This is a genomic window from Streptomyces sp. NPDC041205, from assembly GCF_055591765.1.
In genome coordinates this window covers 34369-58883 of record NZ_JBVIZH010000013.1, presented here as the reverse complement: position 1 = coordinate 58883, position 24515 = coordinate 34369, and the positions used below count along the sequence as shown (strand labels likewise).

23 protein-coding genes and 1 riboswitch are annotated in these 24515 nt (G+C 72.1%); of the genes, 16 read left to right on the top strand and 7 right to left on the bottom strand.

The window, feature by feature from the left end; genetic code table 11:
- Window positions 1–190 precede the first annotated feature (190 nt).
- A riboswitch (cyclic di-AMP (ydaO/yuaA leader) is annotated at window positions 191–352 on the top strand.
- A gap of 13 nt (window positions 353–365) precedes the next feature.
- Both ACZ6BG_RS35975 and ACZ6BG_RS35970 read left to right on the top strand, forming a co-directional pair.
- Entirely contained in the window at window positions 366–1193 is an 828-nt protein-coding gene (locus tag ACZ6BG_RS35975) for a M23 family metallopeptidase (protein WP_469009653.1), read from the top strand.
- Window positions 1194–1490: 297 nt separating this feature from the next.
- Window positions 1491–2177: a GntR family transcriptional regulator gene (locus ACZ6BG_RS35970; RefSeq protein ID WP_469009651.1), complete on the top strand. Its 687-nt coding sequence runs from the start codon at window positions 1491–1493 to the stop codon at window positions 2175–2177.
- 242 nt (window positions 2178–2419) lie between these two features.
- On the opposite strand, the gene ACZ6BG_RS35965 is transcribed toward ACZ6BG_RS35970, so the two are convergent.
- Window positions 2420–2701 carry an HPr family phosphocarrier protein gene (locus ACZ6BG_RS35965; protein WP_030357341.1) on the bottom strand — a complete coding sequence of 94 codons (282 nt, stop codon included), beginning with the start codon at window positions 2699–2701 and terminating at the stop codon, window positions 2420–2422.
- Window positions 2702–2879: 178 nt separating this feature from the next.
- Between ACZ6BG_RS35965 and ACZ6BG_RS35960 the strand changes: the two genes are divergently transcribed.
- From ACZ6BG_RS35960 to ACZ6BG_RS35945, 4 genes are all read left to right on the top strand, one after another.
- The gene (locus ACZ6BG_RS35960) at window positions 2880–5900 is read left to right on the top strand and encodes a bifunctional acetate--CoA ligase family protein/GNAT family N-acetyltransferase (RefSeq protein ID WP_469009650.1); all 3021 of its coding nucleotides are present in this window, start codon (window positions 2880–2882) and stop codon (window positions 5898–5900) included.
- A 118-nt stretch (window positions 5901–6018) separates the two neighbouring features.
- On the top strand, window positions 6019–6615 hold the full coding sequence (locus ACZ6BG_RS35955; RefSeq protein WP_380860305.1) for a DUF5998 family protein: 597 nt from the start codon (window positions 6019–6021) through the stop codon (window positions 6613–6615).
- A complete protein-coding gene (locus ACZ6BG_RS35950) occupies window positions 6615–7844 on the top strand; it encodes an alkaline phosphatase family protein (protein WP_469009649.1) in 1230 nt (409 codons plus the stop codon). Before ACZ6BG_RS35955 ends, ACZ6BG_RS35950 begins: the two co-directional genes overlap by 1 nt.
- Before the next feature lie 92 nt (window positions 7845–7936).
- Entirely contained in the window at window positions 7937–8596 is a 660-nt protein-coding gene (locus ACZ6BG_RS35945; RefSeq protein ID WP_468456171.1) for a thymidine kinase, read from the top strand.
- Window positions 8597–8644: 48 nt separating this feature from the next.
- Here ACZ6BG_RS35945 and ACZ6BG_RS35940 read toward each other — a convergent pair whose 3' ends face one another.
- Window positions 8645–9457, bottom strand: coding sequence for a VOC family protein (locus ACZ6BG_RS35940; protein WP_469009648.1), 813 nt, complete (start codon window positions 9455–9457; stop codon window positions 8645–8647).
- A 430-nt stretch (window positions 9458–9887) separates the two neighbouring features.
- Here ACZ6BG_RS35940 and ACZ6BG_RS35935 point away from each other — a divergent pair, with 430 nt between their 5' ends.
- Entirely contained in the window at window positions 9888–10742 is an 855-nt protein-coding gene (locus tag ACZ6BG_RS35935) for a sulfurtransferase (protein ID WP_469009647.1), read from the top strand.
- Window positions 10743–10983: 241 nt separating this feature from the next.
- On the opposite strand, the gene sepH is transcribed toward ACZ6BG_RS35935, so the two are convergent.
- On the bottom strand, window positions 10984–12039 hold the full coding sequence (sepH, locus tag ACZ6BG_RS35930) for a septation protein SepH (protein WP_469009644.1): 1056 nt from the start codon (window positions 12037–12039) through the stop codon (window positions 10984–10986).
- Between the two features lie 499 nt (window positions 12040–12538).
- Between sepH and ACZ6BG_RS35925 the strand changes: the two genes are divergently transcribed.
- On the top strand, window positions 12539–13816 hold the full coding sequence (locus tag ACZ6BG_RS35925) for a hypothetical protein (protein ID WP_469009642.1): 1278 nt from the start codon (window positions 12539–12541) through the stop codon (window positions 13814–13816).
- Window positions 13817–13834: 18 nt separating this feature from the next.
- Here ACZ6BG_RS35925 and ACZ6BG_RS35920 read toward each other — a convergent pair whose 3' ends face one another.
- Entirely contained in the window at window positions 13835–15190 is a 1356-nt protein-coding gene (locus tag ACZ6BG_RS35920) for a D-arabinono-1,4-lactone oxidase (protein WP_469009638.1), read from the bottom strand.
- The gene (locus ACZ6BG_RS35915; RefSeq protein ID WP_469009635.1) at window positions 15114–16388 is read right to left on the bottom strand and encodes an MFS transporter; all 1275 of its coding nucleotides are present in this window, start codon (window positions 16386–16388) and stop codon (window positions 15114–15116) included. Before ACZ6BG_RS35915 ends, ACZ6BG_RS35920 begins: the two co-directional genes overlap by 77 nt.
- A 163-nt stretch (window positions 16389–16551) precedes the next feature.
- Between ACZ6BG_RS35915 and ACZ6BG_RS35910 the strand changes: the two genes are divergently transcribed.
- Together ACZ6BG_RS35910 and ACZ6BG_RS35905 are read left to right on the top strand one after the other, a co-directional pair.
- Window positions 16552–17679 (top strand): ferrochelatase, encoded by a 1128-nt coding sequence (locus ACZ6BG_RS35910; protein ID WP_469009631.1) that lies wholly within the window; start codon window positions 16552–16554, stop codon window positions 17677–17679.
- A 21-nt stretch (window positions 17680–17700) separates the two neighbouring features.
- A complete protein-coding gene (locus ACZ6BG_RS35905; protein WP_469009626.1) occupies window positions 17701–18516 on the top strand; it encodes an inositol monophosphatase family protein in 816 nt (271 codons plus the stop codon).
- Between the two features lie 145 nt (window positions 18517–18661).
- Here the strand turns inward: ACZ6BG_RS35905 and ACZ6BG_RS35900 are convergent, their stop codons facing one another.
- Window positions 18662–18835, bottom strand: coding sequence for a hypothetical protein (locus ACZ6BG_RS35900; protein ID WP_469009624.1), 174 nt, complete (start codon window positions 18833–18835; stop codon window positions 18662–18664).
- 316 nt (window positions 18836–19151) lie between these two features.
- On the opposite strand from ACZ6BG_RS35900, the gene ACZ6BG_RS35895 reads away from it, so the two are divergent.
- From ACZ6BG_RS35895 to ACZ6BG_RS35880, 4 genes are all read left to right on the top strand, one after another.
- Window positions 19152–19805 carry a response regulator transcription factor gene (locus ACZ6BG_RS35895; protein WP_016639100.1) on the top strand — a complete coding sequence of 218 codons (654 nt, stop codon included), beginning with the start codon at window positions 19152–19154 and terminating at the stop codon, window positions 19803–19805.
- Window positions 19806–19809: 4 nt separating this feature from the next.
- The gene (locus tag ACZ6BG_RS35890; RefSeq protein WP_468456155.1) at window positions 19810–21057 is read left to right on the top strand and encodes a sensor histidine kinase; all 1248 of its coding nucleotides are present in this window, start codon (window positions 19810–19812) and stop codon (window positions 21055–21057) included.
- 393 nt (window positions 21058–21450) lie between these two features.
- Window positions 21451–21747, top strand: a complete 297-nt coding sequence (locus ACZ6BG_RS35885) for a DUF4193 domain-containing protein (protein ID WP_030357326.1) — start codon at window positions 21451–21453, stop codon at window positions 21745–21747.
- Window positions 21748–21760: 13 nt separating this feature from the next.
- Window positions 21761–22786 carry a hypothetical protein gene (locus ACZ6BG_RS35880; RefSeq protein WP_469009619.1) on the top strand — a complete coding sequence of 342 codons (1026 nt, stop codon included), beginning with the start codon at window positions 21761–21763 and terminating at the stop codon, window positions 22784–22786.
- A gap of 111 nt (window positions 22787–22897) precedes the next feature.
- Here ACZ6BG_RS35880 and ACZ6BG_RS35875 read toward each other — a convergent pair whose 3' ends face one another.
- Window positions 22898–23344 (bottom strand): DUF3093 domain-containing protein, encoded by a 447-nt coding sequence (locus ACZ6BG_RS35875; RefSeq protein WP_469009615.1) that lies wholly within the window; start codon window positions 23342–23344, stop codon window positions 22898–22900.
- A 58-nt stretch (window positions 23345–23402) separates the two neighbouring features.
- Here ACZ6BG_RS35875 and ACZ6BG_RS35870 point away from each other — a divergent pair, with 58 nt between their 5' ends.
- Together ACZ6BG_RS35870 and dut are read left to right on the top strand one after the other, a co-directional pair.
- Window positions 23403–23987 (top strand): PaaI family thioesterase, encoded by a 585-nt coding sequence (locus tag ACZ6BG_RS35870; protein WP_469009610.1) that lies wholly within the window; start codon window positions 23403–23405, stop codon window positions 23985–23987.
- A gap of 20 nt (window positions 23988–24007) precedes the next feature.
- A complete protein-coding gene (dut, locus tag ACZ6BG_RS35865) occupies window positions 24008–24514 on the top strand; it encodes a dUTP diphosphatase (protein ID WP_468456374.1) in 507 nt (168 codons plus the stop codon).
- Window position 24515: the final 1 nt, after the last annotated feature.

Here is a 24515-nt window from a genome sequence, read left to right as displayed (position 1 = left end):
ACAAGGACCCCAGTGGCTCAGGAAGCCGCTGGGGTCCCTGCATGCCGCCATATGTCCGAATTGACATGGAGGTTGCTCGTCTGGCCTGTGGCGTGCGCTACAAAAGGCCTGATTCGTTTGTCGATTGAAAGATGAGGCGTTTAGCGTCGGTCCGGCTGTCCGTCAGGCAGTACGCCGCGTCCGCGGCACCGGACAGCCATCGCCGAGTCCCCGTACGGCGCGAGCCAGGGGAGCCGGGGACCCACACGTCCCCTGGGGTGAATCGGACCCCTTGCCGCGAGGCGAGGAGCCCGTAGGAGACCTTCCTGCTCCGAACCCGTCAGCTAACCCGGTAGGCGAGAAGGAAGGAAAGGATCAGCCGCTTCATGGCGTTCACCCGCCCGACCGGCAAGCACCGCCGTCCGAGCCGCATCTCGCGCACGACCGCCAGCGCCGCGGGCGTCGCCGCGCTCACCACCACCGGAGTCATCTCGGGCCTGGCCGCGCCGGCCCTCGCCGCCGAAGGCAGCTCCGCGGAGTACGCGCACACCGGCCTCACCCAGTCCATCTCCGTCGGCGACTCCCTGGCCGGCGAGATCGACGCCCAGGCCGCCGCGCAGAAGCACGCCGCCGCCGAGGCCGAGGCCCAGAAGAAGGCCGAGGCCGAGGCCCGGGCCCAGGCCGCGGAGGCCAAGCGCAAGGCCGCCGAGGCCAAGCGGAAGGCCGAGGCCGCCGCGAAGGCGAAGGCCCAGAAGGAGCGCGAGGCCAAGGAGCGCGCCGCCCGCGAGGCCGAGCGCAAGCGCCTTGGCTCCTACGTCTCGCCGATCGACGGCAGCTACGTCTCCACCGGCTACAAGACCGGCGGCGCCATGTGGTCCTCCGGCAGCCACACCGGCGTCGACTTCCACGCCGCGTCCGGCACCCAGGTCCAGGCGGTCGCCGCGGGCACCGTCGTCGAGGCCGGCTGGGGCGGCGCCTACGGCAACAACGTCGTGATCCGCCACAACGACGGCACGTACACGCAGTACGGCCACATGTCGTCCCTCAGCGTCACGGTCGGCCAGACGGTCACCCCGGGTCAGCAGATCGGCCTCTCCGGCTCGACCGGCAACTCCAGCGGCCCGCACCTGCACTTCGAGGCCCGCACCGGCGCGGACTACGGCTCCGACATCGACCCCGTGGCGTACCTCCGCTCGCACGGCGTCAGCGTCTGATTCCCGACGCCGACGTCCGCATCCCGACCTCATCCCGGCGTCAACGTCTGGATCCCGATGTCGGGACCCTCCCGGACGCGTGAAAGCCCCGGCTCACCCGAGCCGGGGCTTTCACGCGTATGCACGCCCCTTTGGCCAAAAGATATCCATGGATTCCGGCCTCCCGTCGGAAAACCCGGACTTCTGCAATAGAGTTCATGGCGGCAGGGTCCATGGAGTCGTTGAACGAGCGCCATTCGACGCGTCGGCCGACGCGCCGACCGACGCGTTTCGCGGGCATTAAAGCGGAGGTCCGTCATGCGCATTCCCGCGCACTCGGTATGCACGGCCATCCGGGACGACATCGTCTCCGGTGTCTACGAACGCGGCACGCGCCTCACCGAGGAACTGCTCGCCCGCCGCTACGGCGTCTCCCGCGTCCCCGTGCGCGAGGCCCTGCGCACGTTGGAGGCCGAGGGCTTCGTCGTCACCCGCAGGCACGCGGGCGCCTGCGTCGCCGAGCCCACCGAGCAGGACGCCGCCGACCTCCTGGAGATCCGCGCGCTCCTGGAGCCCCTGGCGGCCGCCCGCGCCGCCCAGCGCCGCACCGACGCCCATCTGAAGGTCCTGCGCGGGCTCGTCCGGCTCGGCAAGGAGCGCTCCCGGCGCGGCGGCACCGAGGACCTCCGCTCGCTCGACGGCTGGTTCCACGAGACGCTCACGCAGGCCTCCTCCAGCCCCGGCCTGATCACCCTGCTCACCCAGCTCCGCCACAAGATCGCCTGGATGTGCGTCACGGAGCCCCAGGCCGCCCCCGCGCAGACCTGGTCCGAGCGCGCCGCCGTGGTCGACGCCGTGGCCCGCGGCGACGCGGAGCGGGCCCGTACGCTGACCGTGCTGCACGCCGAACGGTCCGCCGCGGCACACAGGCCGCGGACCGGCCCCCGCGCCGGGCGTGTGAGGGATTCGCAACATGCCGTCAACACGGTGAGCGTCCGGAATTAACGGCGGCGCCGTATACAAAGAGAGACGTGTTCGCGGTGGCATTTTTCGCTGCCTGCATTTCGACTTTTCGACTTCAGATATGCGTCGAAATGCGCGTGCGGTGCGCGACCGAATAAGCGTCGGCGTGCGACCTCATATACGTCATGAGATGTGCCGGATACGCAAAAGGTCCGCCCTGGATTCAGGACGGACCCCTCGCGTAGTGCCGGGCGGCGTTCTCTGCGCACAGAGCGCCAGGCGTACTAGACGGTCTCGGGAAGCTCCTCGAGCCCCTCGGCGACCAGCTTCGCCAGGCGGTCGAGAGCGGCATCCGCGCCCTCGGCGTCCGAAGCGAGCACGATCTCCTCGCCGCCCTGCGCGCCCAGACCGAGCACCCCGAGCATGGAGGCGGCGTTGACCGGGTTGCCGCCGGCCTTGGCGATCGTGACGGGGACGCCGGCGGCCGTGGCCGCGCGGACGAAGATGGAGGCGGGCCGGGCATGGAGGCCCTCGGCCCAGCCGACGTTGACGCGGCGCTCAGCCATGTGTTGCTGCCCTTCCAGGTGTCTCACACTTGTCTAGACCATTATCTCATGCCGACCTGAATGCTCTTGCCGACGTCCGTCACCACCCGCCACGGACGTACGTCCCTTACCCGGTCGCCCTTCGACCACTCCTACACTGCCCCGGCCCGGGCGACCGCGCGACCCGTACCCTGGCCCCATGCAGACCCCGCCGGACCGGCACCCCTACCCCTCCCACTGGGAGGCCGACGTGGTGTTGCGGGACGGGGGCACCGCCCGGATCAGGCCCATCACCGCCAAAGACGCCGACCGCCTGGTCAGCTTCTTCGAGCAGGTCTCCGACGAGTCGAAGTACTACCGCTTCTTCGCGCCGTACCCCCGGCTGTCCGCCAAGGACGTGCACCGCTTCACCCACCACGACCACGTGGACCGCGTGGGCCTCGCGGCCACCGTGGGCGGCGAGTTCATCGCGACCGTCCGCTTCGACCGCATCGACGCCCAGGGCCGCCCCGCCTCCGCGCCCGCCGACGAGGCCGAGGTCGCCTTCCTCGTGCAGGACGCCCACCAGGGTCGTGGCGTAGCCTCCGCGCTGCTCGAACACATCGCGGCCGTCGCCCGCGAGCGCGGCATCCGCCGCTTCGCCGCCGAGGTCCTGCCCGCCAACACCAAGATGGTCAAGGTCTTCACGGACGCCGGCTATCAGCAGCAGCGCAGCTTCGAGGACGGCGTCGTACGCCTGGAACTCGACCTGGAGCCCACCGATCGCTCCCTCGCCGTCCAGCGGGCCCGCGAACAGCGCGCCGAGGCGCGCTCCGTGCAGCGCCTGCTCGCGCCCGGCTCCGTCGCCGTCATCGGAGCGGGCCGCTCCCCGGACGGCGTCGGCCGGGGCGTTCTGCGCAACGTCCTGGGCGCGGGTTTCACCGGCCGTCTGTACGCCGTGAACAGCGCCCTCCCCGAAGGGGCCACCGACATCGACGGGGTACCCGCCCACCGCTCCGTGCGGGACATCGCCGAACCCGTCGACCTGGCCGTCGTCGCCGTCCCCGCCGAACGCGTCCCCGAGGCCGTCGCCGACTGCGGCGAACACGGCGTCCAGGGGCTCGTCGTCATCTCCGCCGGATACGCCGAGAGCGGCCCCGAAGGACGCGAACGGCAGCGTGAACTCGTCCGCCAAGCACGCTCCTACGGGATGCGCATCATCGGTCCGAACGCCTTCGGAGTCATCAACACCTCTCCGGAGACCCGCCTCAACGCCTCCCTGGCGCCCGACCTCCCGCCCGCCGGACGCCTCGGCCTGTTCACCCAGTCGGGCGCCATCGGCATCGCCCTCCTGTCCCGGCTGCACCGCCGCGGCTCGGGCCTGTGGGGCCTGTCCACGTGCGTCAGCACCGGCAACCGCGCGGACGTCTCCGGCAACGACGTACTCCAGTACTGGTACGACGACCCGGACACCGACGTCGCCCTGATGTACCTCGAATCGATCGGCAACCCCCGGAAGTTCACCCGCCTCGCCCGCCGCACCGCCGCCGTGAAGCCCCTCGTCGTCGTCCAGGGCGCCCGGCACAGCGGCATCGCGCCGACCGGCCACGCGGGCGCCGCCACCCGCCTCCCGCACGCCACCGTGTCGGCGCTGCTGCGGCAGGCCGGGGTGATCCGCGTGGACACCGTCACCGAACTCGTCGACGCCGGACTGCTCCTCTCCGGGCAGCCGCTGCCCGCCGGACCCCGCGTCGCCATCCTCGGCAACTCCGAGTCGCTCGGCCTGCTCACGTACGACGCCTGCGTCGCCGAAGGCCTGCGGCCGCTGCCGCCCCTCGACCTGACGACCGCCGCGTCCCCGGACGACTTCCGCACCGCGCTCGCCGCAGCGCTGGCCGACGAGGGCTGTGACGCGGTCGTCGTCACCGTCATCCCGTCCCTCGGCGAGTCCACCCGCCAGGGCGAGGACAAGTCCCTGGCGGCGGCCCTGCGCGCCGCCGCCGCGAGCTGCCCCACGAAGCCGGTCACGGTCGTCCACGTGGAGCTGGGCGGCCTGGCCAAGGCCCTGTCCGCCGCGGCGAGCACGGGTCCGCGCGCGGCGGCGATCGCGGACCAGGGGGACCAGGGGGACCCGGCTCACCCCGTGGGCACGGCTCGCCCGGCGGGATCGGGCCACCCCGTGGACAAGGCTCACCCCGCGGACCTCGCCCACCCAGCGGCCCCCGCGGACCAGGGCGGACCGACGCCCCCGGCCCGCCCCTCCCACCCTCCCCGCCCGGCCGACCCCCCGTGCCCGCAAGCCGGCCCCGGCACGCCTCCGCCCCCGGCCGACCCGCCGACCCCCACCCCCCAGGCCGACCCCCCGCCCCACCACCGCATCCCCGCCTACCCCGCGGCCGAACGCGCCGTCCGTGCCCTCGCCGAGGCCGTCAAGTACGCCCAGTGGCGGCGGGACATCGCCGAGCCCGGCAAGGTGCCCGAGTACGACGACATCGACGAACAGGGCGCGGGCGAACTGATCGAGCGCCTCCTGGCCAAGGCCGACGACGCCCGCGGCGTCACCCTCGACGCCGACGACGCCCACGACCTGCTCGCGCGGTACGGCATCGGTGTCCGCAGGGCCCTGCCCGCCCCCGACGCCGACACCGCCGTCCGGGCCGCGTGCGAGGCGGGCTACCCCGTCGCCCTCAAGACCACCGCGCCCCACCTGCGCCACCGCCCCGACCTCGGCGGCGTCCGCCTCGACCTCGCCGACGAGGAACAACTGCGGCGCGCCTACCGGGAACTGACCCACACCCTCGGCAGGCCCGCCGAGCTGCGCCCCGTCGTCCAGGCCATGGTGGCCCGCGGTGTGGACACCGTCGTGCGCGCGGGCCACGACCCCGTCGCCGGTGCCGTGCTGTCCTTCGGGCTCGCCGGAGCGGCCTCCGAGCTGCTCGGCGACACCGCTCACCGACTGATTCCGGTCACCGACCGGGACGCGGGCACCCTCGTCCGGTCGATCCGGACTGCGCCCCTGCTGTTCGGCTGGCGCGGCTCGGCCCCGGTGGACACCCCCGCCCTCGAAGAGCTCCTGATGCGCGTCTCGCGGCTCGTCGACGACCACCCCGAAGTGGTCACCGTCTCACTGGAGCCGGTGGTCGTCGCCCAGGAAGGGCTTTCCGTACTCAGTGCGGCCGTCCGCCTCGCCCCGCCGCCCGCCCGCGACGACCTGGGCCCGCGCACCCTGCCCGCGTACTGACGGCGCGCGCCCGTGGCCCCGCCGACGCCCCGCGCGCGTGGCCGACGAATGCGCACGGGGGGTGCTCGCGCGGCCACTGGGCACCTTGGGCCAGGCGCCGGGCCGTAGGATGGGCGGCATGGCAAAGACCGGTACGACGACCCAGGGGCTGCGCGCGGCGATCGAGCGCAGCGGCTACTACCCGGCCCTCGTGGCCGAGGCGGTGGAGGCCGCGATCGGCGGCGAGACCATCGGGTCGTACCTGGTCCACCAGGAGACCACGTTCGACGCGAACGAGGTCCGCCGCCATGTGACGGTCCTCGTCCTCACGGACACCCGTTTCATCGTCAGCCACACCGACGAGCAGGCGGCCGACTCCACGTCCCCGACGCCGTACGCCACCACCTCCACCGAGTCCGTGAAGATCGGCCGGATCTCGTCCGTGGTCGTCAGCCGCGTCGTCGCCAACCCGGAGAAGTACGTTCCGGGATCCCTGCCCCGCGAGGTCGTCCTGACCATCGGCTGGGGCGCCGTCTCCCGCATCGACCTGGAGCCCGCCGCCTGCGGCGACCCCAACTGCGAGGCCGACCACGGCTACACCGGCAGCTCCACCGCCGACGACCTGAGCCTGCGGGTCAGCGAGGCGGGCGACGGCCCCGACACCGTCCGCCAGACCCTCGCCTTCGCCCAGGCCCTCTCCGAGGCCACCGCGGCCGGCACGGACACCGGCCGCTGATGTCCCACCCGTCTTCCGCCACCTCCCCTGACGGAGGGCGCTCCGTGCCCGCCGCCTGGGACGACGTCCAGCCGCTCGCCCTCGACTCCGCGCCCCTGCCCGCGTACGGCACGGGATCGCTCGCCGACGTGCTGCCCACCCTGGTCGCCCACCAGGAAGTGGACGGCTTCGCCCCGCTCATCCCCGAGCTGGCCCCCGCCGACCGGAACTGCGTCTTCCTGATCGACGGACTCGGCTGGGAGCAGCTGCGCGCCCACCCCGCCGAAGCCCCCTTCCTGACCTCGCTGCTCGGCTCCTCGCGCGGTGGCACCGGCCGCCCCATCACCGCGGGCTTCCCGGCCACCACGGCGACCTCCCTGGCCTCCGTGGGCACCGGCCTGCCGCCCGGCGCCCACGGCCTGCCCGGGTACACGGTCCGCAACCCCGACAGCGGCGAGCTGATGAACCAGCTCCGCTGGAAGCCCTGGACCGACCCGCACGGCTGGCAGCCGTACCCGACGATCTTCCAGCGCGCCCACGACGCGGGCATCCACACCGCCCAGGTGTCCTCGCCGACCTTCGAGCACACCCCGCTCACCAAGATCGCCCTGAGCGGCGGCACCTTCCGCGGCCGCCTCTCCGGCGAGGACCGCATGGACCTCGCGGCCGAGCAACTCGCCGCCGCCGACCGGACCCTGGTCTACACGTACTACGCCGAAGTCGACGGCAAGGGCCACCGCTTCGGCGTCGACTCCGACGCCTGGCGCGGCCAGCTCATGTACGTCGACCGGCTCGTCCAGCGCCTCGCCGAGCAGCTCCCGCCGCGCAGCGCCCTGTACGTCACCGCGGACCACGGCATGCTCGACATCCCCTTCGACGACGCCTCCCGCATCGACTTCGACGAAGACTGGGAGCTGCGCGCCGGAGTCGCCCTGCTCGGCGGCGAGGGCCGCGCCCGGCACGTCTACGCCGTGCCCGGAGCCGAGGCCGACGTCCTCACCGTCTGGCGCGAGGTGCTCGGCGAGCAGTTCTGGGTGGCGAGCCGGGACGAGGCGATCGCGGCCGGCTGGTTCGGCCCGCGCGTCGACGAACGCGTCCTCGGACGCATCGGGGACGTCGTCGCCGCAGCCCACGCCGACGTCCTCATCACCGCCTCCCAGAAGGAGCCCAGGGAGTCCGCGATGGTCGGCAACCACGGCTCGATGACCCCCGCCGAACAACTCGTACCGCTCCTCGAAGTACGCTCCTAGCTGCTTCTTGACGTGTACGTCACTGACGGCACCCCACCTCGTACGCCCCCGCGCGCTTCCTCGCGCACCCACCGAAAGGCGCTCAACCCCCCATGCCTGAGCTGGTGTTCTTCTCCGGAACGATGGACTGCGGGAAGAGCACCCTCGCGCTGCAGATCGAGCACAACCGCTCGGCACGCGGCCTGCAGGGCATGATCTTCGCGCGCAACGACCGGGCGGGGGAGGGCAAGCTCTCCTCGCGGCTCGGGCTGGTCACGGAGGCCATCGAGGTGGCCGACGACCTCGACATCTACGCCTACCTCGTCGACCACCTCTCGCGCGGTGCCCGCGCCGACTACGTGATCGCCGACGAGGCGCAGTTCCTCGCGCCCGAGCAGATCGACCAGCTCGCGCGCGTGGTCGACGATCTGGGCGTGGACGTCTTCGCGTTCGGCATCACCACCGACTTCCGCTCCAAGCTGTTCCCCGGCTCCCAGCGCCTGGTCGAACTCGCCGACCGCGTCGAGGTCCTCCAGGTCGAGGCCCTGTGCTGGTGCGGCGCCCGCGCCACCCACAACGCCCGCACCAGCGGCGGCCAGATGGTCGTCGAGGGAGCCCAGGTCGTCGTCGGCGACGTCAACCAGGCGTCCGACAAGGTGGGCTACGAGGTGCTGTGCCGCCGCCACTACCGGCGCCGCATGACGGCGGCCTCCGCGCGCGCGGGCGCGCTGTCCCCCGACGTGCTGCCGGTCGACACCCTGGAGCGGTCCTAGCCGCCCTGGAGCCGTCCCGCGCACCCCGGAGGGCCACACCTGGAGGCGTCACTCCGCGCCGGGACGCTCCGAGCGGATGAGCGTGAAGACTGCCCCCTCGGGGTCGGCCACCGTCGCGACCCGCCCATAGGGACCCACGCGCGCGGGGATGACGACATGGCCGCCCAGTTCGACCACCCGCCGCACCGAGGCGTCCACGTCCGCCGCCTCGAAGTACGTCATCCAGTGCGCGCCCCGGTCGCCCGGCAGCTCCTGCCCGACACCGCGCACCGACGCCACCGGGACGCCGTCAAGACGCAGTGTCAGGTAGTCCAAGTCGGCGTCGGCGGCGGCCTCTTCGACGTAGCCGAACAGCATCTGGTAGAACTTCGCGACCTCTTCCGTCTCCCGCGTCAGGAGCTCGTTCCAGGTCGGGGTGCCCGGCACGCCCGCGACCGCCGTGCCCACGTGCGACGACGCCTGCCAGATGCCGAACACCGCCCCCGCCGGGTCCGACGCGATCGCCATCCGCCCGGCCTCGCCCGCGTCCAGCGGCCCCACGCCGACCGTGCCGCCGCAGTGCCGCACCCTCTCGGCGACCTCGCCCACGTCGTCCGACGCCAGATACGGGGTCCACGCGATGGGCAGATGACGGTCGGCCGGCAGTTGTCCGATTCCCGCCACCTCGCAGCCGTCGAGCATCGCCCGCACATAGGGGCCGAGCTGCTGCGGCCCGGGCTCATAGGCCCAGCCGAAAAGCGCCGCGTAGAACTCCTGGGTCGCAGCCAGGTCGTGCGCCATCAGGCTCACCCAGCAGGGCGTGCCGGGTGTGCGCCGCGCGCCCTCGGCGCGTCCGTCGTCCGGCCACCGTGCCTCGGTCATCGTCACTCTCTCCTCGGGCCCTCGTGACTTCGGCGGCCCGGCGACGACGGACCACGACTAACAGAGTTCGAGTTTTGGCACCTGTTGTCTGTTAGCTGTCATCCGTCGTCGCCCGGCCGCTGCCACTCCGCTTCGATTCCGGTTCGATTCGCTGTCCGAACGCGCGTGCTTTCGCCGCGCGTATGCCCGTCCGTGCAGATGCTCGCATCACCTGTCGCCCGGCGCGCCCCGGCCGCGCCGCGCTCGTGGGCTCCCTCGCGGAGATGCCCGATTTACCATTTCTCATCCGTTAACACGCGATTGCAGGGTTGTGTCCATCTGCGGTACGCGGTGTGCTCGTTTCTGTACGCCGCGTGTCCGGGCGTGGTCCGGCCGAGCAGGGTATCCGGAGCTGAGCGCGGCGGCCACCCCGTGCGCAAGGATGGGGCCCATGAATGCCATCATCTCCGCATCCGAACTCGCGAGCGACCTGGCGGGCGAGAATCCGCCAGTGCTGCTCGACATCCGTTGGCAATTGAGTACGGCCAAGGCGGCCGGAGAGCCGGCCTTCGACGGGCGGGCCGAGCACGCGGCCGGGCATGTTCCCGGGGCGGTCTTCGTCGACCTCGACGCGGACCTAGCGGGCCCGGCGGGTGCCGGGGGCAGGCATCCGCTTCCGGATGTCGAGCACTTCGGCGCGGTCATGCGGGCGGCCGGGGTCTCGGCGGACCGGCCGGTCGTCGTGTACGACGGCGGGCAGGGCTGGGCCGCCGCGCGCGCCTGGTGGCTGCTGCGCTGGACGGGGCATCCGTCGGTGCGGGTCCTGGACGGCGGGCTCGCCGCGTGGACCGGGGAGCTGGAGTCCGGCGAGGTGACCGCGCCGGTGGCGGGCACGTTCACGCCGGTCCCGGAGTCCGTGGGGCGCGTGGACGCGGACGGCGCGGCGGCCCTGGCCCGCTCGGGTCTGCTCCTGGACGCCCGCGCCGCGGAGCGATACCGGGGCGACGTGGAGCCCATCGACCGCGTCGGCGGCCACATCCCCGGCGCGGTCTCGGCGCCCACCACGGAGAACGTCGCGGCGGACGGCCGCTTCCACTCCGCCGACGAGCTGGCGGCCCGCTTCAAGTCCCTGGGGGCGTCCGGAACTTCAGAGGTCGGCGTGTACTGCGGCTCGGGCGTCTCCGGCGCCCATCAGGTCCTCGCCCTCGCGGTGGCGGGCATCCCGGCGGCGCTGTATGTCGGCTCGTGGTCGGAGTGGTCGTCGGACCCGGAGCGTCCGGTGGCGACGGGGCCGGAGCCGCAGTAGTCCGGCATCGCTGAACGGAGCGCCCGCCACCGCTGACCGAGCGCCCGGCCTCGCGAGCCGGGTCGGGCGGCCGGGACCGTTCGCTGCGCGCGGGCGCCGCTCGGAGTGAGTCGTGGTGGAAGAGTGAAGGGCCTGTGCGCGTATCGCGTACAGGCCATTCACTGTGTTCTCGACCGCTCGGACCGGCGTGCGCCGGCCCTTTTTGTGTGCGCCGCGCGCCGATCGGTCCTGCGGGGCGCCGCTACTCCTGCTTCTTGCGCCGGGTGCCGAACACGATCTCGTCCCAGCTCGGCACGGCGGCGCGGCGGCCGGGGCGGACGCCGTCGGCCTCGGCCTGGCGGTCCGTGGAGCCGACGAGGCGGTCGCGGTGGCTGGCCACGGCGCGCGGCATCAGGACGTCCGCGTACGCGGAACCGGCCGACGCGGCGGTCGCGGGCGGCTCCTCGGCCTCCGGCTCCTGCTCGGGCTCCTCCGGTGCGGACGGCAGTTCGGCGGGTGCCGCGGCGGGACGCTCGGGGACGACCATGTCGCCGCGGAAGCTCGGCACGGCCTCCAGGAGGCTGGTGAGCGAGTCGCGTTCCTGCTCGGCGACGGCGGCGGGCGCGGCCGGCTCCTGCTCGGTCTCGGGTGCGCCCGGGCGCTCCAGGGCGCGGTCGAGCGGCCGGTCCCGGGGGAGCCGGGCGATGCGGGGCACGAACGGGAAGCTGGGCTCGGGCGCCGCGATGTCGTCGGTCTCGCCGATCAGGGCGCGGGCCTCGTCGTCGACGGCCTGGACGAGCCGCCGGGGCGGGTCGTACGTCCAGCTCGCGGAGTGCGGCTCGGTCGCGACGCGGTAGACGAGCAGGACCTCCCAGGTGCCGTCGTCGCGGCGCCAGGAGTCCCACTGGACGGTCTCCTTGTCGGCGCCGCGCAGCAGCAGCCGCTCCTGCACGGCCTCGCCGAGCTGGGGTCCGGTGTTCTCGCCGGGACGGCGCACGGGGGTCTTCCGGGCCCGCTCGGCCATGAAGGCACGCTCGGCGAGCACGGGGCCCTCGAAGCGGCGGACGCGGTCGACGGGGATCCCGGCGAGCGAGGCGACCTCTTCCGCACTGGCACCGGCACGTATACGGGCCTGGATGTCGCGGGGGCGGAGGTGGCTCTCCACCTCGATCTCGATCTGTCCGAGCCGCGGCCGGTCGCCGCGCACGGCGGCGCGCAGCCGTTCGTCGATCGGAAGCGTGTACTCCGTGCTGTCCGCAGCTTTCAGCACCAGCCGTGTGCCGTCGTTGCTGACGGCCACGACACGCAGTTCGGGCATGGGGACCTCCCGGGTGGTGCCTGCCGACGTCACGTGCGTCGCTGCTTCCGCTAGTCGAGTGTGGCCTGCCCGGGTGCAGCCTGCCACAACCTTGCCGAGTTGCCCGGCGTGTCGGGCATGGGCCCTGGATCGCCGTTATGGCACGGTTACCGATTCGCAACGCTAAGTGACCAACTCGATCACCCTGTGCAGCGATCCCCCTCCCGGCGGTCCTGGCTGGCCCCGGGCACCCTGGTTGGAGACCGGACCCAGGGCTCGCAACACTACTCCATTCGGGCCACCCGGGTGGACCGGCACGCCGCCGAACTTCTCATGGGGGAAGGGAGTTGGCGTCAGTCGATGCCGTGAGTCCCCCGCGCGCGCGTGGCGCTCTTCACGAAAAAGCCAAAAACGGAACTATCTGCTTCGGGTGTACGTCCCTTTCTCATGTACCTCGCGTAGCTCATACGTGAATGCGTAAATCATGCGTGAAGTCGAGAAGGGCAGGCAAGGTCCGCACATGCGTGAAAAGCCGGAAACCGGCGGGGAGTCGACGGGCACGACGGAGGGTGAGCCGGAGAAGAAGCGGTTCGAGCTGAGTGTGCCGCAGGTGGCGGGGAGCGCCGTGGCGGCCGTCGTGGCCGCCAAGCTCGCCTCCTCCTTCGGCGTCTACGGAACGATCCTCGGCGCCGGTGTGGTGAGCGGCATCGCCACCTGCGGCGGCACGGTCTTCCAGCACTTCTTCTCGCGTACGGGCGAGCAGATACGCGACGTGGCGGTGCAGGCCAAGCCGAAGGCCCAGCAGGTCCCGGTGACGCAGGCCACGCCGGTGCCGGAGACGTTCCAGGCGCGGGCGCACGCGGGCGGCGGCCCGGTCACCACGACGTGGGGGAGGGCCGTCCCGGACGCCGACCCGACGACGGCGCTTCCGGTGGTCCACCCGGCGGACCCCACTGCGGCACTCCCGGCGGTCCACCCGGCCGACCCCGCCGCCGCCCTCCCGGCAGTCGATCCCGCCGACCCCGCCGACCCCACGACAGCGCTCCCCGTGGCCGGAACCGACCCCGAGCGGACCCAACTGCTCGGCTCCGCGGACGCCACCCAGCTCCTGCCGTACGACCAGCAGACCCGCGTTCTGCGCCAGGCCGGACCCAACGGCCACGCCGGACCTGCCGCTCCCGCCGGACCCGTAGGCCCCGTGCCCCCCAGCGGTCCCGCCCCGGCCGACCCCCCGCTCCCCTCGGACGAGTTCTCCGAAGGGACCACTCACCGCACTCGCGTGCGCAGCTGGAAGCGGCCGTTGGTGGCCGCCGCCCTGGTCTTCGGCGTCTCGCTCGCCGGGATCACCACGTACGAGCTGGTGAGCGGCACGAGCTTCAGCGGCGACGACAAGAGCACCACCGTCCGGGACGTCTTCTCCAACAGCGGCTCCTCGTCGAAGAAGGACGACCAGCCGTCCACCGACGACCCCGGACAGCAGTCGGACGACGGCACGCCCGGATCGGACGACGGCACGCAACAGGGCGACGACCCGTCCAAGGACCCGTCGGGCAAGCCCTCGCCCGGTGACGACACCGGCTCGGGCACCGGCTCCGGGAACGGCTCCGGCACGGACAAGGGCGACGAGGGCACCGGCAGCGGCACGGACAAGGGGGACGGCTCCGGCGACGGCTCGAAGCCCGACCCGAAGCCCACCCCCACGCCGACTCCGACGCCCACGCCGACCCCGTCGAACGGCGGCGGCGACGGCAACGGGAGCGGCGACGGCCAGGAACCGCAGCAGGCGCCGGAGCAGTGACCCGTAGGGCGGGCCGCGTCAGTCGCCGAGGACCCGCCGCAGGTAGGGGTTGGCGAACAGGCGGTCGGGGTCGAGCCGGTCGCGCAGGGCGGTGAACTCGCCGAAGCGCGGATAGGCCTTGGCCAGGTACGCGGCGTCGCGGGTGTGGAGCTTGCCCCAGTGGGGCCGTCCTTCGTGGGCGGTGAAGATCTGCTCCGCGGCGCCGAAGTACCGGCGCATGGGCGTGCCCTTGTAGAGATGGACGGCGATGTACGCGCTCTCGCGGCCCGAGGCCGTCGAGAGCGTGATGTCGTCGGCGGGGGCGGTGCGGACCTCGACGGGGAAGCTGACGCGCAGCGGTGACCGCTCGATCATCGACTTCAGCTCGCGCAGCGTCTCGACCAGGGCCGCGCGCGGGACGGCGTACTCCATCTCGACGAAGCGCACTCGGCGCGGGCTGGTGAAGACCTTGTACGGGATGTCGGTGTAGGTGCGGGCCGACAGGGCCTTGCTGGAGAGCTTCGCGATGGTGGGGATGGTGGCGGGCAGCGCCCTGCCGAGCGAGTTGGCCACCTGGAAGAGGCCGTTGGAGAGCAGTTCGTCCTCTACGAAGGCGCTGATCGCGCTCGGGGGAGCGGCCGGGCCGACGCTGCGGTTGTTGCGCTTGGTGTTGCAGTTGTCCGTGTGGGGGAACCAGTAGAACTCGAAGTGCTCGTTCTCGGTGACGAGTTGGTCGAACCCGCTGGTGACCTGGTCGAAGGTCATCGGTTCCTCGCGGGCCCTGAGGAAGAAGAGGGGCTCTACGGAGAACGTGATCGCGCTGATGACACCGAGCGCGCCGATCCCGACACGGGCGGCGGCGAACACGTCCGGGTGCTCGTCCTTGGAGCAGGTAAGGACCCGGCCGTCGGCGGTGACCAGCTCAAGTGCGGTGATCTGGGCGGCGATCGAGGCCGAGTCGCGGCCCGTGCCGTGCGTTCCGGTGCTGACGGCGCCGGACACCGTCTGCTCCATGATGTCGCCCATGTTCGTCAGCGACAGGCCCTCGCGGGCGAGCGCGGCGTTCAGGCGCTTCAGGGGCGTGCCCGCCTCCACGGTGACGGTCCCGGCCGCGCGGTCGATGTCCCGGATGCCGGTGAGGAGGTCGGGCCGCACCAGGAGGCCGTCGGTCGCGGCGGCGGCCGTGAAGGAGTGGCCGGTGCCGACGGGCTTGACCTTCAGACCGTCCTCACGGGCCCCTCGGATCGCGGCGACGAGCTCGTCGACCGAGGCGGGCGTCGCCTCGCGCGCGGGCCGCGTGGTGACCGTGCCCGCCCAGTTACGCCACGTCGTCGGCCTTTTCGAGCCGATCGCTGCCGTTCCCGCTCCCGTGCCCCTGCCCGTTCCCGTGCTCATGGGTCCCTCCCCGTCGCGGAACCGGCCGTTGCAGCCGGCGATACCCCAGGAATCCCACCACCACCGCGACCGCCCCGGACACCCCCGGGACCACGTACCCCGCGCGCGAGCCCGCGGCGTCGATCACCCAGCCGGCCATGGAGGAGCCGAGCGCCACACCGACGGCGAGTCCGGTGCTGACCCAGGTCATGCCCTCGGTCAGCTTCGCGCGTGGGACGTGCTGTTCGACGAGGGCCATTGTCGTGATCATCGTCGGCGCGATGGACAGACCCGCGACGAAGAGCGCCGCGGCCAGAAACGGAAGATTCCCGACCAGTTGAAGCGGGATCATACTCACGGCCATCGCGCAGACACCCAGCAGCCATCGGCGTGCGGGAGCCCCCTTGAAGTGCAGCAGCCCGAAGCCGACGCCCGCCAGGCACGAGCCGAGCGCGTAGACGGCGAGCACCAGGCTCGCGGCGCCCTTGTGGCCCTCGTCCTCGGCGAAGGCCACCGTGACCACGTCGACCGCGCCGAAGATCGCGCCGGTCGCGACGAACGTGGCGACCAGGACCTGCAGGCCCCCTGAGCGCAACGCCGAGCCCCCGGTGTGGTGTTCGCGCGGATGCGGCACCGGCTCGGTCGCCCGCTGTGCCGTCAGCCAGAAGACACCGACGGCGAGGAAGGCGCCCGCGAGCAGCGGACCGGCCTCGGGGAACCAGGCCGTGGACAGGCCGATCGAGATGATCGGCCCGAAGATGAAGCAGACCTCGTCCACGACGGACTCGAAGGAGTACGCCGTGTGCAGTTGCGGGGTGTCGCGGTACAGCGCCGCCCAGCGGGAGCGGACCATCGATCCCACGCTCGGTACGCAGCCGACGAACGCGGCGCAGACGAACAGCGTCCAGTCCGGCGCCTCGAACTTCGCCGCGAGCAGCAGCCCCGACACCGCGGCAAGGGACACCAGCGTCGCAGGTCTGAGCACCCGCCGCTGGCCGTGCCGGTCCACGAGCCGGGAGATCTGCGGGCCGATCGCCGCGGCGGACAGCGCGACGGTGGCCGACAGCGCGCCCGCGAGGCCGTACCGCCCGGTGAGCTGGGAGATCATCGTCACGATGCCGATGCCCATCATCGACAGCGGCATCCGCCCGAGGAAGCCCGCGACGGAGAACCCCTTGGAGCCGGGGGCGGCGAATATGGCGCGGTAGGGGCTCGGCACGTGGGACTCCGCGGGGGCGGCGGAGCGCTCGGACAGCGGACTCCGGTAAGGCGTGAAGATGGCCGATACAGCTTACGGCCGCCAGGGCGTGAGCGCACCGTGTTTTCCACGCCGCCGGGTGGCGGTTTCACCGCTGTCAGTGGCGAGTGGCAGGATCAAATACATGTCCGAAGCGCTGGATCCCACTCCCTACGACGCCTTGCTGCTGCTCTCGTTCGGCGGCCCCGAGGGGCCGGACGACGTCGTCCCGTTCCTGGAGAACGTGACGCGTGGCCGCGGTATCCCCAAGGAGCGCCTGAAGGAGGTGGGGCAGCACTACTTCCTGTTCGGCGGCGTGAGCCCCATCAACGATCAGAACCGCACCCTCCTTGGCGCCCTGCGCAAGGACTTCGCGGAGCACGGCCTCGACCTGCCGGTGTACTGGGGCAACCGCAACTGGGCGCCGTATCTGACGGACACCCTGCGCGAGTTGGTCCAGGACGGCCGCCGCCGCGTCCTGGTCCTCGCCACCAGCGCGTACGCGTCCTACTCGGGCTGCAGGCAGTACCGCGAAGATCTCGCGGCCGCCCTCGCCACCCTCCGGGAGGAGGGCCTCGACGTGCCCCGCGTGGACAAGCTGCGGCACTACTTCAACCACCCCGGCTTCGTGCGCCCCATGATCGACGGCGTCCTGAAGTCCCTGGCCGACCTCCCCGAGGACGTCCGCGACGGCGCCCACCTGGCCTTTACGACGCACTCCATCCCCACCGCCGCGGCCGACACCTCCGGCCCCGCCGAGACCCACGGCGACGGCGGCGCGTACGTGCGCCAGCACCTGGACGTGGCGGCCCTCGTCGCCGACGCGGTCCGCGCGGAGACCGGCGTCGACCGCCCCTGGCAACTCGTCTACCAGTCACGCAGTGGTGCCCCGCACATCCCCTGGCTCGAGCCCGACATCTGCGACCACCTGGAGGAGCGGCACGAGGCCGGCGCCCCGGCCGTGGTCATGGTCCCGATCGGCTTCGTGTCGGACCACATGGAGGTCCTGTACGACCTCGACACCGAGGCCACCGCGAAGGCCGCGGAGCTGGGCCTGCCGGTGCGCCGCTCGGCCACCGTCGGCGCCGACCCGCGGTTCACCGCCGCCGTCCGGGAGCTGGTCCTGGAGCGCGCCGCCACCGAGAGCGGGCGTGCCGCGGCGCCCTGCGCCCTGGGTGCCCTCGGCGCGAGCCACGACCTGTGCCCCGTGGGCTGCTGCCCCGCCCGCACCCCCAAGCCCGCGGCCGCGGGCGCCGACAGCCCGTTCGCCTAGCGCGCCGCACCGAGGAGCACCGTGACTGACCCCGCCCCCAAGGACCGGCTCAAGGCCGAACTGCTCGCCGTCGCCCTGGAAGCCGCGAGCCGCGCCGGTGAGCTGCTGCGCGACGGCCGCCCCGCCGACCTCGGCGTCGCCGCGACCAAGAGCAGCGCCGTCGACGTCGTCACCGAGATGGACATCGCCTCCGAGAAGCTGATCACGGACTTCCTCGCCGACCGTAGGCCCGGCGACGGCGTGCTCGGCGAGGAGGGCGCGAGCTCCGAGGGCACCAGCGGCGTCCAGTGGGTCATCGACCCCATCGACGGCACCGTGAACTACCTGTACGGCCGCCCGGACTGGGCGGTGTCGATCGCCGCCCGCAAGGACGGCGAGACCCTGGTCGGTGTCGTCCACGCGCCCGTGCGCGGCGAGACGTTCCGCGCAGTGCTCGGGCAGGGCGTGTACGTCGACGACCGGCCCGCCCGGGTCCGCCCGGCGCCGCCGTTCGAGCAGGCCCTCGTCGGCACGGGCTTCGGGTACGTCGCCGAGCGGCGCGCCCACCAGGCCGAGGTCGCCCGGCACCTGCTGCCGCGGGTGCGGGACATCCGGCGGGCCGGTTCGGCGGCCATCGACCTGTGCGACGTGGCGGCGGGACGCCTGGACGCGTACTACGAACGGGGGCTGAACCCCTGGGACTTCGCCGCCGGGGACCTCATCGCCCGGGAGGCGGGCGCCCTGACCGGCGGCCGCCCCGGAGAGCCCCTCTCGGGCGAGCTGACGGTGGCGGGCCCGCCCGGCCTCTTCGAGCCCCTCCAGGCCCTCCTCGACGACCTCGGCGCCTGGCACGACTGACCTGGCCCGCCCAGCCCGGCGCCCCGCGCCCGGACCCACGCGCGACAGGGCCCCGACACCTCCCAGGAGGTGTCGGGGCCCTGTCGCGTGCGGCCCGGACCGGACGCTGGAGTCGTCCCGGCCAGTGGGTCGGTCAGTGGGTCGGTCAGCGGGTCGGGGCGGCGACCTCCACGCCGTGCTCGGCTGCCAGGCGGTGCAGATCCTCCAGCTCGGCCAGTTCCACCTCGGCCAGGAAGTCGTCGCCTGTCTCGCGGGCCCGCGTGAGGTCGGACTCCGTGGTCTTTATGCGCTGCAGGAGACCTGCGGTGAATGCGTCCATGGTTGCGCCCCCTCGGCTGGGTCGTGGGTCGGTGGCACGGGGGTGTGCCGTGGAGAAGGGGCGATCACGTCCGGCGCCCGCTGCGTGAAGCAGGTCGTGGCGTGCCACATACGAAGCGTGATCGCGGGTGTAAGGCCGTCCTCCCCCCGCCCCCTTCGACGGAAACCTCAACCGGAGCAGAAAATCCCGTATTCCCGGGGTCCGAGGCCGCCTTACAGCCGGTTTATGGCCGAAAGGGGCAGGATGGAGGTCTCACTCCACGTACAGGCCTGCCCTGGCGCGTCCGCGCGCCGGGCACAGAGGAAGGACAAGCGACGTGCGCGTACTCGTCGTCGAGGACGAGCAGCTGCTCGCCGATGCGGTGGCCACCGGACTGCGCCGGGAGGCCATGGCAGTCGACGTCGTGTACGACGGCGCGGCCGCCCTGGAACGCATCGGCGTGAACGACTACGACGTGGTCGTCCTGGACCGTGACCTGCCCGTCGTCCACGGCGACGACGTCTGCCGCAAGATCGTCGAGCTCGGCATGCCGACGCGCGTCCTGATGCTCACCGCCTCCGGCGACGTCAGCGACCGCGTCGAGGGCCTGGAGATCGGCGCGGACGACTATCTCCCCAAGCCCTTCGCGTTCAGCGAGCTGACCGCGCGGGTGCGTGCCCTGGGTCGGCGCACCAGCGTGCCGCTGCCGCCCGTCCTGGAGCGCGCCGGCATCAAGCTCGACCCGAACCGCCGCGAGGTGTTCCGCGACGGCAAGGAGATCCAGCTGGCCCCCAAGGAGTTCGCCGTCCTGGAGGTGCTGCTGCGCAGCGAGGGCGCGGTCGTCTCCGCGGAGCAGCTCCTGGAGAAGGCCTGGGACGAGAACACGGACCCGTTCACGAACGTCGTCCGGGTGACCGTCATGACCCTGCGCCGCAAGCTCGGCGAGCCCGCCGTCATCGTGACGGTGCCGGGCTCCGGCTACCGGATCTGACCCGGTGGCCGCGACGCCCGCGCCGCCAGGGGCGCCCCCGAAGCCCACCTGGGACCCGAGGAAGATCGATCCGCCCTTCCCGTGGCTGCGCCCGACCATCCGGATAAGGCTCACGCTGTTGTACGGCGGGATGTTCCTGATCGCGGGCATCCTGCTGCTCTCGATCATCTACCTCCTCGCCGCGCAGGCCCTGAACACCGGCAACGAACCTCTGTTCAAGATCGTGGGCGGCCGGGAGATCCGGGTGACCAGCGACAACTGTCCGCAGGCCTCTTCGGGCAACCTGCTGATCCCCGAGTTCAACTCCGCGATCAGCGCCTGCACCGACCACCAGCGCCAGGTCGCCCTGGACAACCTGCTCAGCCGCTCGCTGCTCGCCCTGCTCGGCCTCGCGGTCATCGCCTTCGCCTTCGGCTACGCGATGGCGGGCCGCGTGCTGTCCCCGCTCGGCCGGATCACCCGCACCGCGCGCGCGGTGGCGGGCTCCGACCTGTCCCGCCGCATCGAGCTGGACGGCCCGGACGACGAGCTGAAGGAGCTCTCGGACACCTTCGACGAGATGCTGGAGCGACTACAGCGCGCCTTCACGGCCCAGCAGCGCTTCGTCGGCAACGCCTCGCACGAACTGCGCACACCCCTGGCCATCAACCGCACACTCCTCGAAGTGCACCTGTCCGATCCCGGCGCACCCGTGGAGCTGCAACAGCTCGGCAAGACGCTGCTCGCGACCAACGAGCGCAGCGAGCAACTCGTGGAGGGCCTGCTGCTGCTCGCCCGCAGCGACAACCAGATCGTGGAGCGCAAGCCCGTGGACCTCGCGGAGGTCGCCGACCGCGCCGTCGACCAGGCGCTGTCCGAGGCCGACGCCAAGGGCGTGCAGATCCGCGGCGAGCGGGGCCCCGCGGTCGTGCAGGGCAACGGCGTGCTCCTGGAGCGCATCGCGCTGAACCTCGTGCAGAACGCGGTGCGCTACAACGTCCACGAGGACGGCTGGGTCGAGGTGGCCACGGAGACCCAGCACGGCCAGGCCGTCCTCGTGGTGACCAACACCGGCCCTGTGGTGCCCGCGTACGAGATCGACAGCCTCTTCGAGCCCTTCCGCCGCCTGCGCACCGAGCGCACGGGCAGTGACAAGGGGGTCGGTCTCGGCCTGTCCATCGCCCGGTCGGTGGCGCGGGCCCACGGGGGCCGTATCATCGCGGAGCCGCGCGAGGGGGGTGGGCTCGTGATGCGAGTCACCCTGCCGATCTGAGATGCTGCCGCACAAGCGCCAAGATGTTCGCTTTACGCGGAATTTTCGGGACCTGTTCCCCGGGGATTCCTGTGTGATCGATCACAGGAGCGATTTTTCGGCCATCTACTCTCCGTGACCGCTGAAGTCGCCGGAAAGCCGGGAAAATCCGGGTTTTCGGGGGTCTTGATCACGGGAAGTACTCGGGGTGGCGCCCGTGAAGTGCGACATTCGGACCGTGTACGGTCCCGATCGCCATCCAAACCGATCACCTCTTCAGGGGTGCGGTTGGGTGTCGATTGAGTAACAGACCTTGATGTGAGGCAAAATCTCCGCCTCAGGTCGGGCACAAGTCCGGCCTCTCACGCGTTACGTGCGCTGAGACACCGCAGACACCCAGAGGGGGAGAGCGACATGGCAACGGACTACGACACCCCACGCAAGACCGACGATGACGTCAACGAGGACAGCATCGAGGAACTGAAGGCCCGGCGGAACGACAAGTCGACGTCGTCGGTAGACGTCGACGAGTTCGAGGCCGCCGAGGGCCTGGAGCTGCCCGGCGCGGACCTGTCCAACGAGGAGCTCGCCGTGCGCGTGCTCCCCAAGCAGCAGGACGAGTTCACGTGCATGAGCTGCTTCCTGGTGCACCACCGCAGCCAGCTGGCCCGGGAGAAGAACGGCCAGCCGATCTGCCGCGACTGCGACTGAAGCGGGGTCGGCCGTGACAGGCTCGACCCCGCCCAGGAAGCACCGCTTCCAGGACCAGGGAGCGGACGCGGACGCGCCCGAGCGCGCGTCGGAGGCCGAGCGGGGCCCTGAGGCCTCGCTCGACCCTGCCGGTGCCGCGTCGCACGGCGACGGCGCCACAAGGGCACAGGACGTCGCTGAGGCGGCGTACGAGGCGGTTCCCGTGTTGGTGCGCGGTTCCGCCCTGGCAGTGCCGCAGACGGCCGCTCTCGCAGCGGCGGACAGGGAGTTCGACGGGGAAGGCACGGAGACGGACGAGCAGGGGGCCCGCGGCAAGGGCCGCCGCCTCACCGCCGTCACGAACGGACTGAAGAACGGCGTGCGCCGCGGCGGGCGCAGCGCCAAGGCCGGCATCGGCTATCTCGCCGACCGGATCATCGAGAACGCCCCGCGGGTCCCGGTCCGCGACCTGGCGACGCTCCGCAAGCAGTTCCCGGGCCTCGGCCCCGAGCAGCTTGCGGACAAGCTCATCGCCGGGGCGGCGAACGCGACCTCCACGGTGGGCGCCGGAATCGGCGCGGCGGCGATGCTGCCCGTGCCGCCCGCGATGCCCGCCGAGCTGGCCGCCGAGATCACCGGCGTCGCGGCCATAGAGCTGAAGCTGGTCGCGGAGCTGCACGAGGTCTACGGCCGCCGGCCCGAGGGCAACCTCAAGGAGCGCAGCGCCGCGTATCTGCGCGCCTGGACCGAGGAGCGCGGCATCGACGTGGTCAAGCCCGCGTCGATCAACGCGGCGCTCGGCAGCCAGATGAAGCGGGAACTGCGCCAGCAGATCATGAAGCGGATGGTGCGCAACCTGCCGAACCTGCTGCCGTTCATGGTGGGCGCGGCGGTCGGCGCCGTGATGAACCGCAGGGACACCAAGAAGCTCGCCGAGCGCGTGCGGGCCGACCTGCGCCGGACCCAGGTGCCGTGGGACGCGCTCGAGGGCCTGCCGCCGCTGGAGGCCCCCGTCGATCCGCTGCGGCTCGGTCACAAGCCCAAGGAGCTCGGGGGCTGAAACCCCCGAAGTCCCCGAAGCCCCGGCTCCGCCGTCAGCGACTCGTCGTCGAGGACCGGCCTGCCGAGGAGCCAAGGGCACGTCGGGGGGACCATCGGGGGACCAAGGGCACTACGCCGCGCGTACGGCGTTCAAGGCCGCCGCCAGGCCCTCGGGGTTCCGCGTCGACAGATACACGTACGGAGTGGGGTCCTCGGGGTCCGTCACCTCTACCCGCAGTGCCGTAGGGATGTAGCTGCGCAGCACCATGAACGCGCGCGGATCCGCCTTGTAGGTCCGCCAGGCGCGGGCCTCGTCCTCGTCCAGGGGCTCGGCCGCCCCCAGCGCCGTCACCGGGATCTTCGCGTCACCGGCGACCAGGGAGCCCGCCACGACACGGATCCGCACCGCGCCGTACGTGCTGGTGAGGACCGCCGCCAGGGCCGTCCCGCCGACCAGGCCGCCCAGCAGGGGCAGCGTGCCGAACGGGAGCATCGTCAGGCCCGCCGCGATACCGACGAGGACCGAGACGAGCCACCACGAACGGGGCGCGGTCAGGCGTTCTTCGTAAGGCTGCATGAAGCCAAGCTTGGCACGGTGCGCGACGGTCGCTGACGCGGAGGTAAGGTCTGCGCCTGTGAGTGGTACATCAGCAGCTCTGACACCCCCGGCGGACGCCATACGTCCTGCCCGCCACCCGGACGCGCCCGCGCCCGGCGAGCTCATCGGCGCGCACTACGAGCACTGTTTCGGGTGCGGGGGAGGGCAGGCCCACGGGCTGCACCTGGAGGCGCGGGCCGGTGAAGGCGTCGCCATCACCGCCGAGTTCACGGTGCGCGAGGCGCATCAGGGGGCTCCGGGGCTCGCGCACGGCGGCGTGCTCGCCACCGCGCTCGACGAGACGCTCGGCTCCCTGAACTGGCTGCTGCGGGTGATCGCCGTGACCGGGCGTCTTGAGACGGACTTCCGGCGGCCTGTTCCGGTCGGCACCGTGCTGTTCCTCGAGGCCGAGGTGACGGCCGTGGCCGGACGGAAGATCTATTCGACCGCCACCGGCCGGATCGGCGGGCCCGAAGGCCCTGTCGCCGTGCGTGCCGACGCCCTCTTCATCGAGGTGAAGGTGGACCACTTCATCGAAAACGGCCGCCCGGAGGAGATCCGCGCGGCCATGAACGACCCGGACCAGATCCGGCGCGCCCGCGCCTTCGAGGTGAACCCGTGACCCACCCTGCCCCTTTGGACGTGCTGATCCGGCGCGTCGACCCCGACGTACCGCTGCCGTCGTACGCGCAGCCCGGCGATGCCGGTGCCGATGTGCGGACGACCGAGGCCTGCGAACTGGCGCCCGGTGAACGGGCGGTGCTGCCGACCGGGGTTTCCATCGCGCTGCCCGAGGGGTACGCGGCCTTCGTGCACCCCCGGTCGGGCCTCGCCGCACGCTGCGGTGTCGCCATGGTGAATGCCCCGGGGACGATTGATGCCGGGTACCGTGGGGAGATCAAGGTGATCGTGGTGAATCTCGACCCGCGCGAGAGCGTGCGGTTCGAGCGCTTCGACCGGATTGCCCAACTGGTCGTCCAGCAGGTCGAGAAGGTGCGCTTCCAGGAGGTGGCGGAGCTTCCCGGCTCGGTGCGGGCCGAAGGGGGATTCGGGTCCACCGGGGGTCATGCCGCCGTGGGCGTCAGCGCCGATGAACAAACGGGTGGGAATCGATACGCGTCGGTCGTATCCGACCGGGAAGGACAGTGAC